Raw genomic sequence first — 15,219 nt, 5'->3', positions numbered from 1 at the left:
CGGAGTTTAAAATGCATCAGCTTCTCGTCAAATATGTCTAATTTATTTTTCATGAGCATATGATATCGCTCAATCCGCTGATGACCGTGGGCCAGCAGCTGGAAGAGACGCTGCAACTCCACGAAGCGCTGGGCCGCCGCGAACGGCGCGGCCGGGTCAGCGCGATGCTGGATGCGGTCAAAATCAGCCATGTGGAGAAGCGCCTGCAGCAGTATCCGCACGAGCTTTCCGGCGGCATGCGCCAGCGGGTGATGATCGCCATGGCGATGCTGTGCCAGCCGCAGGTGCTGATTGCCGATGAGCCGACCACCGCGCTGGATGTCACGATTCAGGCGCAGATCCTTGATTTGATGCGTGAACTGCAGCAGGAGTTTTCCACCAGCCTGCTGCTGATCACCCATGATATGGGGGTGGTGGCGGAAATGGCCGATGACGTGCTGGTGATGAATCACGGCAAAATTATGGAACATGCCCCGGTAAAAACGCTGTTTACCTCGCCGCAGGCACCCTATACCCGCCAGCTGCTGCAGGCAGTGCCGGTGCTGGGCCAGGCGCCCGCGCTGGCGCCGGTTGAAGAAACCCAGCCGTTGCTCAGCGTCCGTAACCTCTGCGTGCGCTTTCCGGTACGTGGCGATGGCCTGCGCGTGCGTCGTGAAGTCCATGCCGTGGATGGCGTCAGCTTCGATCTTTTCCCTGGCGCTGAACCCCAAAGTCATTATCGCCGATGAATCGGTCTCGGCGCTGGATGTGTCGGTACAGGCGCAGGTGCTGACGTTGCTGGAGGATTTGCGTCAGCGCTATCAGCTCAGCTATCTGTTTATTTCCCATGATATGGCGGTGGTGGAACGCATCTGCCACCGGGTGGCGGTGATGTTCGGCGGCCAGATCGTGGAGATCGGCCCGCGTGACCGGGTGCTGCACCATCCGCAGCATCCTTATACCCGGCACCTGCTCAGCGCCGTTCCCATGCCGGACGTTGAACGCAGACGGGAACCCCGCGTCGCCAGCGCAATGCCGGAGCGCCCGGAGCCGATCAAACCCCTCGGCTGGCAGAGCGTACCGCAGCGCTTTACCGATTTTGGCGGCGGGCACCTCGCCGCCTGCTGAACGGATAATGCGTTAACCCGGCGGGCGCGTCGGCGCGCCCGCCCATTTATGCCGCCAGCATGGCGGCGTGAAAATCGATTTCCCAGCGCAGAACATCGGCATACAGCGCCGACAGACGCTGTTTTTCCCCTTCATCCAGCCCCTGCGCGCAGCGATCCAGTTCCTCTTTTAACCAGCGGGCCTGGTCATAAAAGGCGTCGTCAGCGTGCATCTCCAGCCACGCGCGCAGATCATCATCGTCCTGCGGGCAAGCCGCGGCGCGGGCGCACCAGTGGTAATACATCCACTCGGCGCCGAACATCAGGGTAATGATATCGGCATAGCTACCGCGCTGCGCCGCCTGTAACATCCCGTCGCGAAAACGCTTGATGCCCGGCGGGGCCGGCAGGTATTGCTCCGCCCGCACGCCGCGCCGCGCCAGCACCGTGTCAAACCAGCCAAGCTGGGTATCCACCAGCGCATTCAGGCCGCCGATCAGCCAGCGCTGCTGCGCGAGAGATGGCGCATGGCTCACGCCGATCGCCACCATTTTTACCGCCGTCGCCACGAAATCGCCTTCATAGACCAGATAGCGATGAAAATCCTCCCCGGCCAGCCGGTTTCCGACTATCGCCTCGACGAACGGATGCCGCTGCATCTCCTGCCACAGCGCCTGATGCTCACGCAATAAACGATCGCTGAACGTTTCCATCTACTCCTCCAGCGCCGCCTGCGCGACGGCCATAAAGTGTTTGACCCGCGCGCGTTCAACCGGATTCCACCACACCCCGCCCTCTTTCAGCGCGCTGGCGACGATAACCCCTTGCGTACGACCGAGGATCGCCACCACGTTATCCGGCGTGACGCCGGATCCCACCAGCAGCGGCAAGGACGTGGCGCTGCGGATCTCATCGATTTCCGTCAGCGTCGCGCTGTCGCCGGTACGCTGGCCGGTGGCAATCACCGCATCGGCCTCAAAAAATTCGACATCGCGGGTCAATTCCGGGATCGAGCGATCGGCGACGATGGCGTGGCTGCCGTGTTTGACGTGGCTATCGGCAAAGACGCGGATATGGTTGGCCTGCAGCTGGCCGCGATAGCGTAACGCCCTGGCGGCGGCCCCTTCGATAAAGCCTTCGTTGGCAATATAGGCGTTAGCCCATTGATTGACGCGCACAAAATCGGCGCCGCCCGCCAGCGCCGTCGCCAGCGCCGGAATGGCCGCGTTCGCCAGCACGTTAATCCCCAGTGGAACGGAGAAACGGCGGCGCACATTATCTGTAATCACCGCCATTAGCGCCGCCGTTTCCGGGCCGATATCTTCCGGTTTAGAGAATGGAATATCGCCGTGATTTTCGACGATCAAACCATGAACGCCGCCTTCAAGATAATTCTCAGCATCCTTCAACGCACGTTCAACAATATAACCCACGCTCTCTCCACGATATTTTGGCGAGCCAGGAAAGGGGGCGCAGTGAATAACACCGATAACCGCCTTACGCCTTGAAAAAATATCTTGAATTGCGCTGACTTTTCCTGCTGATATAGAACTCATAAATCAACCTCGTATTTAAAGGAAACGGCTATGCATATTTATGTTGTCGGTAATATCGCTGTGGACGAAACCTGGCGCTGCGCTTCGTTACCACAAAAAGGAGAATCTCTGCATGGGCATAAAATAGCTCAGGATATTGGCGGCAAGGGCGCCAATCAGGCCATTGTTTTATCCCGCTGCGGGCTGCCGGTAACCTTAATCGCCGGCAGCGGCGATGATTATCATGGCCAATGGATAAATAACGCCATCAGCCAGGAATCATTATTATTTTATCCTGCCCATGCGATATCCACGCACAGTGATACCTCAATTATTTTCACCACCGACGATGGCGATAATGCCATTATGACCACCACCGCCGCAGCCGACGCATTAACGCTCGGGATTATCGAACCGCTGCTGGCCGAAGCACGCCCCGGCGATATATTGCTGCAGCAGGGAAACTTTTCCGCCGAAAAAACCGGCGCGCTTTTCGCCCTTGCCCGGCGTAAACGGATGGTCACGGTATTTAACCCTTCGCCGGTCAAACCGGCCTTCGCCGACCTCTGGCCGTTGGTCGATATCGCCGTGGTCAACGAACACGAGGCGCAGCTGCTGCATCCGGACCCCGCCGCTACGCTGATCGTGGAAACTCTCGGCGCGCAGGGGGCGAGGCTCTATCATCACCAGCAGGTTATCGATGTCGCCGCCGAGCCGGCGACGGTGGTCGATACCACCGGCGCCGGCGACACCTTTCTGGCGGTGATGCTGGCTTCCGCTCTGCGCAGAGCAACGTTTCCGGACGCGCTCGCCCTGCATCACGCCAGCCGCGCCGCTGCGTTAACCATCGGCCGCAACGGCACCCTGCAAGCCTTCCCGGATGCAAAAACGCTGGCCGCGCTGCTGGCAAGCAATGCCTGAGATCGGCGCGTTATTTAAAAAGCGGACGGTAGCTATCGACGTTCGCTTTCGTCACGACCGTCGCCGGCACGTAAATGCTTTTCTCAACGTGCTTACCGCTGGAAATCGCATTCAGCGCTTTCACCGCCTCTTCCCCCATCTTGCGCGGATCCTGCTGTAACACCGCCGTGACATAGCCGCCGTCAATACCGGTAATGGCACGCGCGGTCAGGTCCCAGCCGAAGATTTTGATCTCTTTCTGCTTACCCTGGTTTTCCACCGCCGCGATCGCGCCAAGCAGCGCCGGTTCGCCGGTAGCGTAAATGATGGTCAGATCCGGGTTACCGGTAATCAGGTTTTCCGCCGCGGTCATCGCGTCATCCTGAACGTTGCGCCCGTCGACGACATTGGCGACAGAGATACCGTCGTGGCCTTTTAAGGTCTCTTCAAAGCCCTGCTGGCGCGCATTCTGGATAGCCGAGTTTAACGCGCCGACGATCCCGATTCGCGCCTTCCCGCCGCTATTTTTCGTCACGTAATCCACAAAGTAATGACCGATAATTTTACCGCCTTCGACATTGTCCACGCCGACCTGTGCAGCCTGCGGACCCGCGGGCAATACCGCGTCAATGGCGATCACCGGAATATGCTTCGCGGCGGCCTCGTTTATCGCCGGCATGATGCCATTGACGTCGATAGCATCGACCATAATGCCCTTCACCCCTTGCTGGATATAGTTTTCAATCGCGTCGTTCTGCGCCACCGGATTATTATTGGCGTTAAAAATCACCAGATCTTTACCGCTTTTTTTCGCCTCGTCCTGCGCGCCTTTATTCATTTCATTAAAGAACAGCGCCTGCTGGTTAATTTGCACTAAGGCATACGTTGGCGCGGCGGCAAACGCCGTTCCCCCACCCAGGGCAGACAGACTCAATGCAACCATTAACGCCGCTTTTTTATTGATGTTGAAAAACATAGGTAATGCCCTCGACAAAATATAAAGAATGGGAACCCCGGATAACGAGGAATTTTCAGGCGGGACGAATAACGAAGCACAGACGCCGGAATAGCGTTCAGGTGATAATCGAACAGTGGGCTTTCCCTGCCATCCATTTATCTCAGGGAAAACATAAAAGCAGAAGCAACGTCGGGAACGGTTATTAAAATTCGCGTTTTGCCTACGCTTGTCAAGCGGAAAAAAGTTTATCCACGGAAGAATAAGAAAAAGCTATCGTCAGCGCGCGATACTTTATACGCCACGCGTTCGTTGGCGGTCCGCAGGGCGGCGGCGAAACGGGAGCCGATGAAGAATATGACTTAGCCCCGGCGCTATGTTACTTATAATACTCCGCCACTATCCGCAGCGCCGCTATGATAAAAAAACGGGTCGTTCTTTCCGATGTCGCTCAGCGAGCAGGGGTCTCCAAAGCCACGATTTCGCGCTACCTCAACCACAGCCTGGTTCTGCCCCAGGAGACCGCCGAACGGGTGGAATCCGCGATCCGCGAGCTGGATTACCGTGGGAATAGCCTCGCGCGCCGCCTCAGCAAAGGCGGTAGCGAAACCCTCGGCCTGGTGCTGCCGGATATCACCAACCCCTTTTTCGCCGAACTGGCGAACGCCGCGGAAGAGGCGGCTTCCGAGCAGGGCTATAGCCTGGTCCTGTGTATCACCCGCAACAACCCGGAGAAGGAGCGCCAGTTTATCCGCTGGCTGGATACCTGCCAGGTCGATGGTCTGCTCTTCACCACCAACCGTCCCGACGATGGCCTGCTGCGCCGTGAAATTCAGCGTCACTCGCGCATCGTGCTGCTGGATGAAGATATCCCCGGCAGCAGCGCCCCGAAGGTCTTCGCCGACAACCTGCAGGGCGGGCGATTAGCGACCGAACAGCTGATTGCCGCCGGGCACCGCCGCATCGCCTTTATCGGCGGGCCGGACGCGCTGATGAGCGTACGCGAACGCTACCAGGGCTTTTGCGAGGCGCTGGAGCAGGCCGGTCTCCGCTGCCCGCAGGAGTGGGTGATGTACGGTCAATATGAGCGCAAATACGGCGCCCGCGCGCTCGGCCAGCTGCTGTCTTATGAGGAGCCGCCGACCGCGATCTTCGCCGCCAGCGACTTCCTGGTGCTGGGGATCCTTGACGGCCTGCGCGCCCGCCGCCTGCAGGCGCCGGAGGCGCTGTCGGTCGTCGGCTTCGATGACGCCAGCTACGCCGAATTCACCCAGCCGCGCATCTCCACCATTCGCCAACCCGCCCACCAGATGGGGCATACCGCCGTCAACCTGATGCTGCGTCTGCTGCGCGGTGAAAGCGTCCCGGAGCAGACCCGCCTCGCCGTCGAGTGGGTCGCCAGAGATTCCATTCGCCCGCTCACGCGCTAAATCAGAGCAACTCTTGCACAGTTTTAGCGCATTTTGTCGCCGCCGGCGCTCTCGCGCTTTCCGATCAGGTAAACCGGTTTACTTGATGAATAGAAAATAATCGCTTTTCACTCATCATGTTAGGCCCGTTGGCCATGTTGTTTTTTTCAGCTGGCACGTTTGCTGCTTTAATCACCGTGGCGAACGAGTACCGAACACAGCAGCAGAAACCCAGGGGCGTGCTGTCATCATCAAGTAAACCGGTTTACAAGAAGTGGACCGCCGGATGATGCGCCGCCCGACAGCAACGTCATCGACCATCCATTCATTTTTGGGAGTAATGGCATGCATCAACAGGCAGCAGCGGCCCGTGTCGAAATGGTGGATATCACCAAGACCTACGGTTCGATAAGCTCATTGCGCGGCGTTAATCTTCAGCTTGCTCCCGGCGAAGTGCTGGGGCTGGTGGGGGATAACGGCGCCGGTAAATCCACGCTGACCAAGATCCTCTCCGGCGCGGTTGTCCCCACCAGCGGCACCATTCGTATTGATGGCGTCGAGCAGCGGTTTCTGAACCCCTCCGACGCCCGCCGTTGCCAGATCGAGATGGTGTATCAGGATCTGTCGCTGTGCGACACCGTCAATGTCGCCGGCAATCTGTTTATGGGCCGCGAGCCGATGAAAAAGATCCTCGGCCTCCCCTTTCTCGACGAGAAAAAAATGCACGCCGACGCGCGCGACATACTCAAAGGGCTGGGGATCTCGATCCCCGATACCAAAGTGATGGTGCGTAATCTCTCCGGCGGCCAGCGTCAGGCGATCGCCATCGCCCGCGCCGCCGCGTTCAACCCCAAAGTGCTGATCATGGATGAACCGACCGCCGCGCTGGCGGTAGCCGAGGTGGAGGCGGTACTGGAGTTGATCAAACGGGTGAGCGCCCGTGGCGTCAGCGTCATCCTGATCACCCACCGCTTGCAGGATCTCTTTCTCGTCTGCGACCGCATCATGGTGATGTATGAAGGCACCAACGTCGCCGAACGGCAGATCCGTGATACCAGCCTGGCGGACATCGTCAATCTGATCGTCGGTGAGAAATTTACTGCTCACTCCGCCCGCGCCCATTAAGGGGATATCGATGAGTATGATTAATCTCTCCAGCCCGCGCATGCTGCAGCACTCGCTGCCGAAGCGCATTATGCACAGCCACTCCGGGGTGGTCAGCATCGCGCTGTTTTTCGTCTTCTGCTGCGTGGTCTTTTCGCTGATCACCGGCAACTTTCTCTCCGGCAGCAACTGGCTGAACATCATTCGCCAGACCGCGCCGCTGCTGATCGTCGCCAGCGCGATGACCTTTGTGATCACCACCGGCGGGATCGATCTTTCCGTGGGTTCAACCCTGGCGCTGGTGGGCGCGCTGTCGGCGATCGCCCTTAATCAATGGGGACTGCCGTGGCCGGTGGTGCTGATCGGCGGCCTGCTGGTGGGCGCGTTGATCGGCGCGATCAACGGTTTCTTTATCGCCCGCGAAGGGATCCCGGCGTTTATCGTCACCCTCGCGACGCTGGCGATCGTGCGGGGCATCGCCCTACTGATCACCCAGGGCTACTCGATCCCCATTCCGCAAGACAGCCTCTTTACCCAGATGGGCCGCGCCTGGGTGCTCGGCGTACCGATGCCGGCGCTGATTGGCGTCGCGGTGCTGATTGTCGCCCATATCGCGTTAAATCATATGCGCTTTGGCCGCTACGTTACCGCGATTGGCGCCAACGCGGAGGGCGCGCGCCGCGGCGGGATCAATACCCGCTCGGTGACTCTGCGGGTGTACATGCTCAGCGGGATGGCCGCCGCGCTGGCGGGGATGATCATTACCGCCCGACTCGGCAGCGGCTCCTCCAACCAGGGGGAAGGCTTTGAGCTACAGGTGATCGCCGCGGTCGTTCTCGGCAGCACCAGCCTGTTCGGCGGATTCGGCACCATTATCGGCAGCCTGCTGGGCGCGCTTTCCATCGCCGTGATCCAGAACGGGCTGATCCTCTCGCATATCTCGCCGTTTTATACCCAGATTGCCACCGGCGCCATCATCCTGCTGGCTATCTGGCTGAACACCCGCATTCTCAATCCGGTCCGCCGCCCGGCGAAGGAGTAACCATGAACGTGAAAGGATCGATTTTTCGCCACCCGCAGCCGTTGCCGGTTGGCGTGAGCAGCGGCTATGTGATGACCGTCCTCGGCCCGATGCCGCTGGCGCAAATGGGGGTGACCCTGATGCACGAGCATATTCTGCTCGACGCCGCCGGGAAATGGGTGGCCCCCTGCTGCTGTAGCGATCGGCATATCGCCGAAGCGCCGGTGAGCATTGAAAATCTCGGCGAGCTGGCGATGAACCCGTTGATGAGCCGCGATAATTGCCAGCTGTTCGATGTCGAGACGGCGATTGCCGAACTGCTGAAATTTCGCGCCCAGGGGGGCGACACGGTGGTCGATCCCACCAACCTCGGCATTGGCCGCGACCCGCGAGCCTTGCAGCGGATTTCGCGCTTAACCGGGCTGAATATCGTGATGGGTACCGGGCTCTACCTTGAGCCTTCGCATCCGGAGTGGTCGAAAACCCTCGACGTCGCCACGCTCGCCGACAAGCTGATCTACGACGTCGGCGGCAAAGAAGAGAAGCCGGAGGTGATTGCCGGGCTGATTGGCGAAATCGGCGTCTCCAGCCGCTTTACGCCGCTGGAAGAGAAATCGCTGCGCGCGGCCGGACGCGCCAACGCCGCCACCGGCGTACCGATCGAGGTGCATCTGCCGGGCTGGGAGCGGCTGGGACACAAGGTGCTGGATATCCTCGAAGAGGAAGGCGCCGACCTGCGCCACACCGTGCTGTGCCATATGAACCCCAGCTTTGCGGATAAGACCTATCAGCGCGATCTCGCCCGGCGCGGCGCGTTTCTCGAATACGACATGATCGGCATGAGCTACTACTACGCCGATGAATCGGCACAGTCGCCCTCCGACGAGGAGAACGCCCGCGCCATCCGCGAGCTAATCGACGACGGCTTTATTCAGCAAATTCTGCTCTCGCAGGACGTCTTTTTGAAAACCATGCTCACCCGCTACGGCGGGCATGGTTATGGCTACATCCTCAAACATTTTGTCCCACGCCTGCGCCGCCACGGCGTCAGCGACGAACAGCTGGAAACGCTGATGATCGCCAACCCGCAGCGCGTCTTCGGCGGCGAATGGAGAAACCAATGAAAAAATCAGTTTTACTGGTCGGCGAGTCATGGACCAGCAGCGCCACGCACGTAAAGGGTTTTGATCAGTTTTTTACCGCCACGTTTCACAGCGGCGCGGACGCCTTTATGCAGGCGCTGGCGGACAGCGACTATGCCGTCACCCACATGCCGGCGCATGACGCGCAGAACCACTTTCCGCTGACCCTCGACGCGCTGCAAAAGTGGGACGTCATCATTCTTTCCGATATCGGCGCCAATACGCTGCTGCTGCATCCGGATACCTGGCTGAAGAGCAAGCGGACCGCCAACCGCCTGACGCTGCTGCACGATTACGTGGCGGCGGGCGGCAGCCTGATGATGATCGGCGGTTACTTTAGTTTCCAGGGGATTAACGGCGCGGCGCGTTTTCGCAACACCGCCGTTGAAAAAGTGCTGCCGGTACGCTGCCTGGCGTGGGACGACCGGGTAGAAACCCCGGAAGGCTGTTACGTCGAAACGGTCGCCCGCCATCCGCTGCTGGACGGACTGGACGGCGAGTGGCCGTGGCTACTGGGCTATAACGAGGTGGAAATGCATCCGCAGGGCGAGCTGCTGGCGACCATTGCCGGAACCGGCCATCCGCTGCTGGCGGTACGTCAGTATCAGCGTGGACGCACCCTGGCATGGACCAGCGATATGTCGGCCCACTGGTTGCCGGAGGAGTTCAGCGCCTGGGAAGGCTATCGCCGCCTGTGGATTAACGCTCTCGACTGGTTAACCGGGGCGCAGCGATGAATACGCCGACGCTCGCTCTCGCCCGTCAGTTGCTGAGCTTCGAGACTATTAACCCGCCCGGCCGCGAAGCGGAGTGCATGGCGTTCCTTGCCGACTGGCTGCGGGAACGGGGATTCCAGGTCACGCTGTCGACGTTCGGCGAAGGACGCAGCAATCTGCTCGCCAGTTTGCCCGGCAAGCGCGGCGGTTTACCGCTGGCCTTCACCGGCCATCTGGATACCGTGCCTCTCGGCGACGCCCCGTGGAGCCGCGATCCGTTCGGCGAAGTGGATGGCGACCGGCTATACGGCCGCGGCGCCAGCGACATGAAAGCGGCGATCGCCGCTTTCCTTTGCGCCTGCGTAGCCCGGTCGGAAGAGATAGACGCGGGCAATGGCGTGGTGCTATTGCTGACCGGCGGGGAAGAGACCGGCTGCGACGGCGTACAGGCGCTGCTGGCGCAGGGGACGCTACCCGCCGTCGGGGCGCTGATCGTCGGCGAGCCGACGGCGAACTATCCGGTCATCGGCCATAAAGGGGCGCTCTGGCTACGCTGCCGCACCCGGGGCAAAACCGCCCACGGCGCAATGCCGGAGCTGGGAATTAACGCGATTTATCGGGCGGCGGACGCCCTGCAAAAAATCCGTCACTTCTCGCCCGGCCCGCCGCACCCGCTGATGCGCCAGCCGACGCTGAACGTCGGGAGGATAAGCGGCGGGCTGAATATCAATTCCGTGCCGGACAGCGCGGCGTTCGATGTCGATATCCGCACCGCGCCGAATCTCCGGCACGACGATATCTGTACCCGGCTGCATCAGCATCTTGGCGAGGAGGTCAGCCAGGAAACGCTGGTGGATTTGCCCGCCGTGCTCAGCGATACGGATGCGCCGTGGATCCGCGATCTGTACCGGCTGTGCCAGCCTTTACACCCGCAGCCGCTGGTTCCGCGCATTGTTCCCTACTTCACCGATGCCTCGCTGCTGCTGCCCGCGCTTAATAGGCCGCCGTGTATTATTCTCGGCCCCGGCGAACCGACGATGGCGCACCAGACCGATGAATATTGTGAGCTGGGCAAACTCGCCGCCGCCGAAGCGCTCTATCAGCAGATTATCGTGGCTTACGGAGCGCCCGGCATGACCTGAGACCCGGCAAAATGGCGGGCGTCTGGCGTGATACCTTTTAGCGTTTCGATGACCTGGCCGATGAAGGCGGCGTGGCGGCGTCCGTATGCCGGTAAAACGCACGCGGCGTTTCGCGACGAAATCCCAGGCCGATGATCCGACCGAACAATCGCGGCAGCCAGCGGCTGTGGCTGACGTAGGTCATAAAACGGGAGCCGCCCGCCGCGCGGCGTTTCTTCGGCCGGCGCTGGCTCATTTTAATTTGCAAAAACTGCGTGGCTTTGGTGGGGAAATCGCGCCGCCGCTGCACCCGCCGCAGATGTTTTAGCTGTAAACACCGCTGACGCAGCGGCAGGATAATGGCGTTAGCCGCGGCCACCGCATCCTGAATCGCCAGATTCACGCCCACTCCGCCGATAGGCGACATGGCGTGCGCCGCATCGCCGATGCACAGCACGCCAGGCTTCGCCCACTGCTCCAGCCTGTCGATACGGATGCTCAACAGTTTGACCTGCTCCCAGCTGACAATCTCCTGAAAGCGGTCGTCCTGAAACGGGGCCGCCTCGGCCACCTGCAGCAGAAATTTCTCCAGCCCGTGCTGTCGAATCGTATCAAAGCTCCCCTTATCGATCGCATAGCCGCACTGCCAGTAATCCCCGCGATCGATCATGATAAAGTTGCGCTTTGGCCCGGTATGGCCCATCGACCATGGCGGATCGCCCGGTCGCTTACTGAGTTTCATCCACAGCAGGTCGCGCGGCGAACCAAACGACCGGCTGCTGAGCGCCGCTTTTTCCCGCACCACGGAGTGCCGCCCGTCGGCGCCGACCACCAGTTGGCAGGCCACGCCGATCGGGCCTTCCGCGGTATCGGCCACAACGCCGCACACCCGATCGTGCTCATAGATCAGCTGTGACACCCGCGCCGACTTGATCAGCGTGAAATGGGGAAAAGCGGCGGCCCGTTCCGCCAGAAAACTGAGGAATTCCCACTGCGGCATAAAGGCGATGAATTTGCAGCGTGTCGGCAGACGGGTGAAGTCCGCCAGCATCACATTCCGCCCGGCGATTTCCGCCCACAGCGTTTCCGCACGCTGGTGCGGCAGCGTCAGGAGATCGTCAAGCAGCCCGAGCTGGTGCATAAGTTCCAGCGTGGAAGGGTGAATGGTATCGCCGCGGAAATCACGCAGAAAATCATCGTGTTTCTCCAGCACCGTCACGTCGATGCCCGCCCGGGCTAACAGGTAGCCCAGCATCAACCCGGCGGGGCCGCCGCCTACGATGCAGCAATCGGTGGAGTAAGGCGCGAACGAGGATGATGGCATGCTCTTGTCCCGGAGAACGACCCGCCTGCGGTGAGTCGACGCGTCGTGAAAAATACATCGTATTGATAATGATTATCAATATCACGCGAGACTGTCAACCTGTTGCGCCGCGAGGATGGCCGGCTCGTCATCCACCTGGCGGGCCACAGTGCGGGAAACAACCGCGTCCGCGCCGTGTTAGCGCCGCATGAGGAATTTTTTCAGTAAATTTCTGCCCGATTTTCTCGCCTGAGTGACCTCTCTACTGAGATTCCAGTTTCATACATTCAGGGAACAGTCGATGTCTATACAAAACAACCGCGCGGCAAAAGGTGTATCCGCCAGAGGTACCCGGCGTCATATTCATCATCCTGGCAAAAAACGGGCCTCTGGCAGAATGGTCAACCCCGCGTGCGGGCTGCTGGTTCTGGCCTCTTGCGTGACCTCCGTTTTTGCCCCTCAGACCCCGGCGGCGCCGTCACAACAAACCGATATTCAGTCTTTCGCCATTCCGGCTGGCGATCTAACCCCGGCGTTACAAAATCTCGCCAGTCGCGCCCGGGTCATTCTGACCTTTACGCCAGAGCAGACCCGGGGCAAAAGCACTGCCGGCTTGCAGGGGCGCTACAGCCTTGAAGAGGCCTTTAACCGATTGCTCGCGGGGAGCGGTCTCAGCGCGCAGCAGACGGCGAACGGCTATCGCCTGGCGGCGGCTGAGCCACTCGAGGATCTGGTGATCCCGGAGCTGTCGGTGGTCAGCGGCTTAAGCGATAGCGTCTCGGCCGGGCGTTCGACCTTAAATCAGGAAGACATCGCGCGCGTGCAGGCCGATAACGTCGCCAGCCTGCTCGATCGCCTGCCCGGCGTCTCGATGGCCGGCTCCCCTCGCCCCGGCGGACAGAGTTTGAACATCTGGGGGATGGGCGATATGGAAGATGTCAACGTGGTGCTGGACGGCGCGCCAAAAGGGTTCGAGAAATACCGCCAGGGCTCGGTGTTCATCGAGCCGGAGCTGCTCAAGCGCGTTGATGTCGATAAGGGTCCGCATAACCTGCTGAATGGCAACGGCGGATTTGGCGGCACCATTACGATGGAAACCAAAGATGCCGGAGATATGCTGCAGCCCGGCGAGAATTTTGGCGGGTTGCTGAAGTACAGCTATCACACCAATGACCGCCAGGGGATCTACAGCGGCGCGCTCTATGGCCGCACCGAAGAAGGGTTTGCCGACGGGCTGGTCTATTTCAGCAAGCGTGACGGGGGCAACATTAAGCGGCCTGACGGCACGCGCTTTGCCTACTCCTCCAGCGATCAGGCCTCCTGGCTGCTGAAGTCCAACCTTTATCTGACCGATGCGCAGACCTTGACCCTGTCGGCGATGCGCTCCGAGTCCGACGGCTGGCAGCCGTTTGCCGCCAAGCGCGACGATATCAGCGCCCCCAGCCAGGCGGATATCGACCGCTACGGCCGGGATGAGGCGTGGCGCCGCATCCTGGTGTATCGCGATCAGGTGGACACCAACTATTCGGTAAAATGGAACCTGGCGCCGGAAGAGCAGCCGCTGCTGAACCTGACGGTATCTTACGCCCACTCGAAAACCGAACAGCATGATCAACGCCCGGATTCCGCGTCGCAGTACAGCTACCTGGGCTCGCTGGGGAACGAAAGCTGGGTGAGCTATGTCGATCGGCAGCTCGATATGAACAACGAGAGCCGCTTCAGCAGCGGCCCGCTCGATCATAAGCTGCTGTTCGGCGTGCGCTGGCATAAGCATAAACGCGATACGCTGATGTACTACCCGGCGCAGAAAAATAGCGCCAGCTACAACTACGGTTATTTCCAGCCCTACTATATGCCGGCGGGGGAGCAGGAAACCCGCAGCGCCTATCTGCAGGATGCGGTCAGCTACGGCAGCCTGACCATCACGCCCGGCGTGCGCTTCGATCACGTCACCAATACCGGCCAGCCTAACCGCGCGCCGCGCTATAACGATAGCGATCCTGCCGCCGGGCATGATTACAGCAGTGTCACCTACACCGGCTGGTCTCCGCACCTGGGGGCAATCTGGAAAGCCACGCCCAACCTGTCGCTGTTTGCCGACGTCAGCCGCACCTGGCGCGCGCCGGTCATTGATGAGCAGTACGAAGTTCAGTCGGCCAGCTCTAACGTTCCCGGCACCAGCCGCGATCTTAAGGTGGAGCGTATTACCGGGATCCGGGTAGGCGCGGTGCTGGATTTCAACAACCTGGTGACGGCGGAAGACAGCCTGCAAATTCGTACTACCCTGTTCCGCAACCGCGGCAAGGATGAAATCTTCTATCGCCGCGGGGTGCTGTGCGACGCCGCCAGAAGCGGCGGAGAGTGCGGTCAGCCGCTGTCGAACTACCGTAACCTGCCGGGCTATACCATCGAAGGTCTGGAAATTGAATCCTTCTACGATAGCGATCGGGTGTTCGGCAGCTTTGCCTACTCCGCGATCCGCGGTAAGCGCGATGCTTCCCCGCGCGATCCCTGGGGCAACCAGACCTGGATTGCGGAAATTCCGCCGGTCACCGCCCACGCGGTGCTGGGGATAAAAGTGCCGCAATGGGACGCGGCGTTTGGCTGGACCGGCGATTTCGTGCGCAAACAGGACCGCTCGCCGGCCGACGGCGATCCCCTCGCTTCCGTCTGGGCGCTGCCGAAAACCGCCGGCTACTCCCTGCACGGCCTGTTCGCCACCTGGCAGCCCACGGCGCTGAAAGGGTTTGAGGCCCGGGTGGCGGTGGATAATCTGTTCAACCACGAATATTACCCCTACCTCGGCGAATCCGTGTCCGGGGTCGGGCGGAATATTAAATTCAGCGTCAGCCAGCGTTTCTGACGTTTTACCCACGGGGAGCCGTCGGCTCCCCTGCTTTCCCCTCCTGAACCCCCGGCGTAATGTAA

The 15,219-nt window shown here is 60.5% G+C and carries 12 protein-coding genes and 1 pseudogene; 9 read left to right on the top strand and 4 right to left on the bottom strand.

The window, feature by feature from the left end; all coding sequences use genetic code 11:
• Window positions 1-44 precede the first annotated feature (44 nt).
• A pseudogene (locus ACI2JR_RS20395) lies at window positions 45-1,107 on the top strand (ATP-binding cassette domain-containing protein); the annotation flags it as partial.
• 46 nt (window positions 1,108-1,153) lie between these two features.
• Here ACI2JR_RS20395 and ACI2JR_RS20390 read toward each other — a convergent pair.
• Both ACI2JR_RS20390 and ACI2JR_RS20385 read right to left on the bottom strand, forming a co-directional pair.
• Entirely contained in the window at window positions 1,154-1,798 is a 645-nt protein-coding gene (locus ACI2JR_RS20390; RefSeq protein ID WP_462479328.1) for a TenA family protein, read from the bottom strand.
• Window positions 1,799-2,641 carry a BtpA/SgcQ family protein gene (locus ACI2JR_RS20385; protein WP_132731544.1) on the bottom strand — a complete coding sequence of 281 codons (843 nt, stop codon included), beginning with the start codon at window positions 2,639-2,641 and terminating at the stop codon, window positions 1,799-1,801. It abuts the gene before it with no gap.
• A gap of 30 nt (window positions 2,642-2,671) precedes the next feature.
• Here ACI2JR_RS20385 and ACI2JR_RS20380 point away from each other — a divergent pair, with 30 nt between their 5' ends.
• Window positions 2,672-3,541: a PfkB family carbohydrate kinase gene (locus ACI2JR_RS20380; RefSeq protein WP_462479327.1), complete on the top strand. Its 870-nt coding sequence runs from the start codon at window positions 2,672-2,674 to the stop codon at window positions 3,539-3,541.
• A 10-nt stretch (window positions 3,542-3,551) separates the two neighbouring features.
• Here the strand turns inward: ACI2JR_RS20380 and ACI2JR_RS20375 are convergent, their stop codons facing one another.
• Window positions 3,552-4,463, bottom strand: a complete 912-nt coding sequence (locus tag ACI2JR_RS20375) for an ABC transporter substrate-binding protein (RefSeq protein WP_243655260.1) — start codon at window positions 4,461-4,463, stop codon at window positions 3,552-3,554.
• A 428-nt stretch (window positions 4,464-4,891) separates the two neighbouring features.
• Between ACI2JR_RS20375 and ACI2JR_RS20370 the strand changes: the two genes are divergently transcribed.
• The 6 genes from ACI2JR_RS20370 (at window position 4,892) to ACI2JR_RS20345 (ending at window position 11,009) form a co-directional block, all read left to right on the top strand.
• Window positions 4,892-5,905, top strand: coding sequence for a LacI family DNA-binding transcriptional regulator (locus ACI2JR_RS20370; RefSeq protein WP_462479326.1), 1,014 nt, complete (start codon window positions 4,892-4,894; stop codon window positions 5,903-5,905).
• 357 nt (window positions 5,906-6,262) lie between these two features.
• Entirely contained in the window at window positions 6,263-7,009 is a 747-nt protein-coding gene (locus ACI2JR_RS20365; protein WP_462479331.1) for an ATP-binding cassette domain-containing protein, read from the top strand.
• A 19-nt stretch (window positions 7,010-7,028) separates the two neighbouring features.
• On the top strand, window positions 7,029-8,030 hold the full coding sequence (locus tag ACI2JR_RS20360; protein ID WP_165905791.1) for an ABC transporter permease: 1,002 nt from the start codon (window positions 7,029-7,031) through the stop codon (window positions 8,028-8,030).
• A gap of 8 nt (window positions 8,031-8,038) precedes the next feature.
• Window positions 8,039-9,133 (top strand): phosphotriesterase family protein, encoded by a 1,095-nt coding sequence (locus ACI2JR_RS20355; protein WP_132731589.1) that lies wholly within the window; start codon window positions 8,039-8,041, stop codon window positions 9,131-9,133.
• The gene (locus ACI2JR_RS20350) at window positions 9,130-9,888 is read left to right on the top strand and encodes a glutamine amidotransferase (protein WP_462479325.1); all 759 of its coding nucleotides are present in this window, start codon (window positions 9,130-9,132) and stop codon (window positions 9,886-9,888) included. Before ACI2JR_RS20355 ends, ACI2JR_RS20350 begins: the two co-directional genes overlap by 4 nt.
• Window positions 9,885-11,009 (top strand): M20 family metallopeptidase, encoded by a 1,125-nt coding sequence (locus ACI2JR_RS20345; RefSeq protein ID WP_132731550.1) that lies wholly within the window; start codon window positions 9,885-9,887, stop codon window positions 11,007-11,009. The genes ACI2JR_RS20350 and ACI2JR_RS20345 overlap by 4 nt, the downstream gene beginning before the upstream one ends.
• Before the next feature lie 37 nt (window positions 11,010-11,046).
• On the opposite strand, the gene ACI2JR_RS20340 is transcribed toward ACI2JR_RS20345, so the two are convergent.
• Window positions 11,047-12,312, bottom strand: coding sequence for an FAD-dependent oxidoreductase (locus ACI2JR_RS20340; protein WP_462479324.1), 1,266 nt, complete (start codon window positions 12,310-12,312; stop codon window positions 11,047-11,049).
• 376 nt (window positions 12,313-12,688) lie between these two features.
• Here ACI2JR_RS20340 and ACI2JR_RS20335 point away from each other — a divergent pair, with 376 nt between their 5' ends.
• Window positions 12,689-15,154, top strand: a complete 2,466-nt coding sequence (locus ACI2JR_RS20335; protein WP_462479330.1) for a TonB-dependent hemoglobin/transferrin/lactoferrin family receptor — start codon at window positions 12,689-12,691, stop codon at window positions 15,152-15,154.
• The last annotated feature ends 65 nt before the right edge of the window (window positions 15,155-15,219 follow it).

Source organism: Klebsiella sp. NPDC088457 (assembly GCF_044900465.1).
Taxonomy (GTDB): Bacteria; Pseudomonadota; Gammaproteobacteria; order Enterobacterales; family Enterobacteriaceae; genus Klebsiella.
Note: the sequence above shows the minus strand (reverse complement) of the source record. Positions and strands in the feature narration are given on the sequence as shown.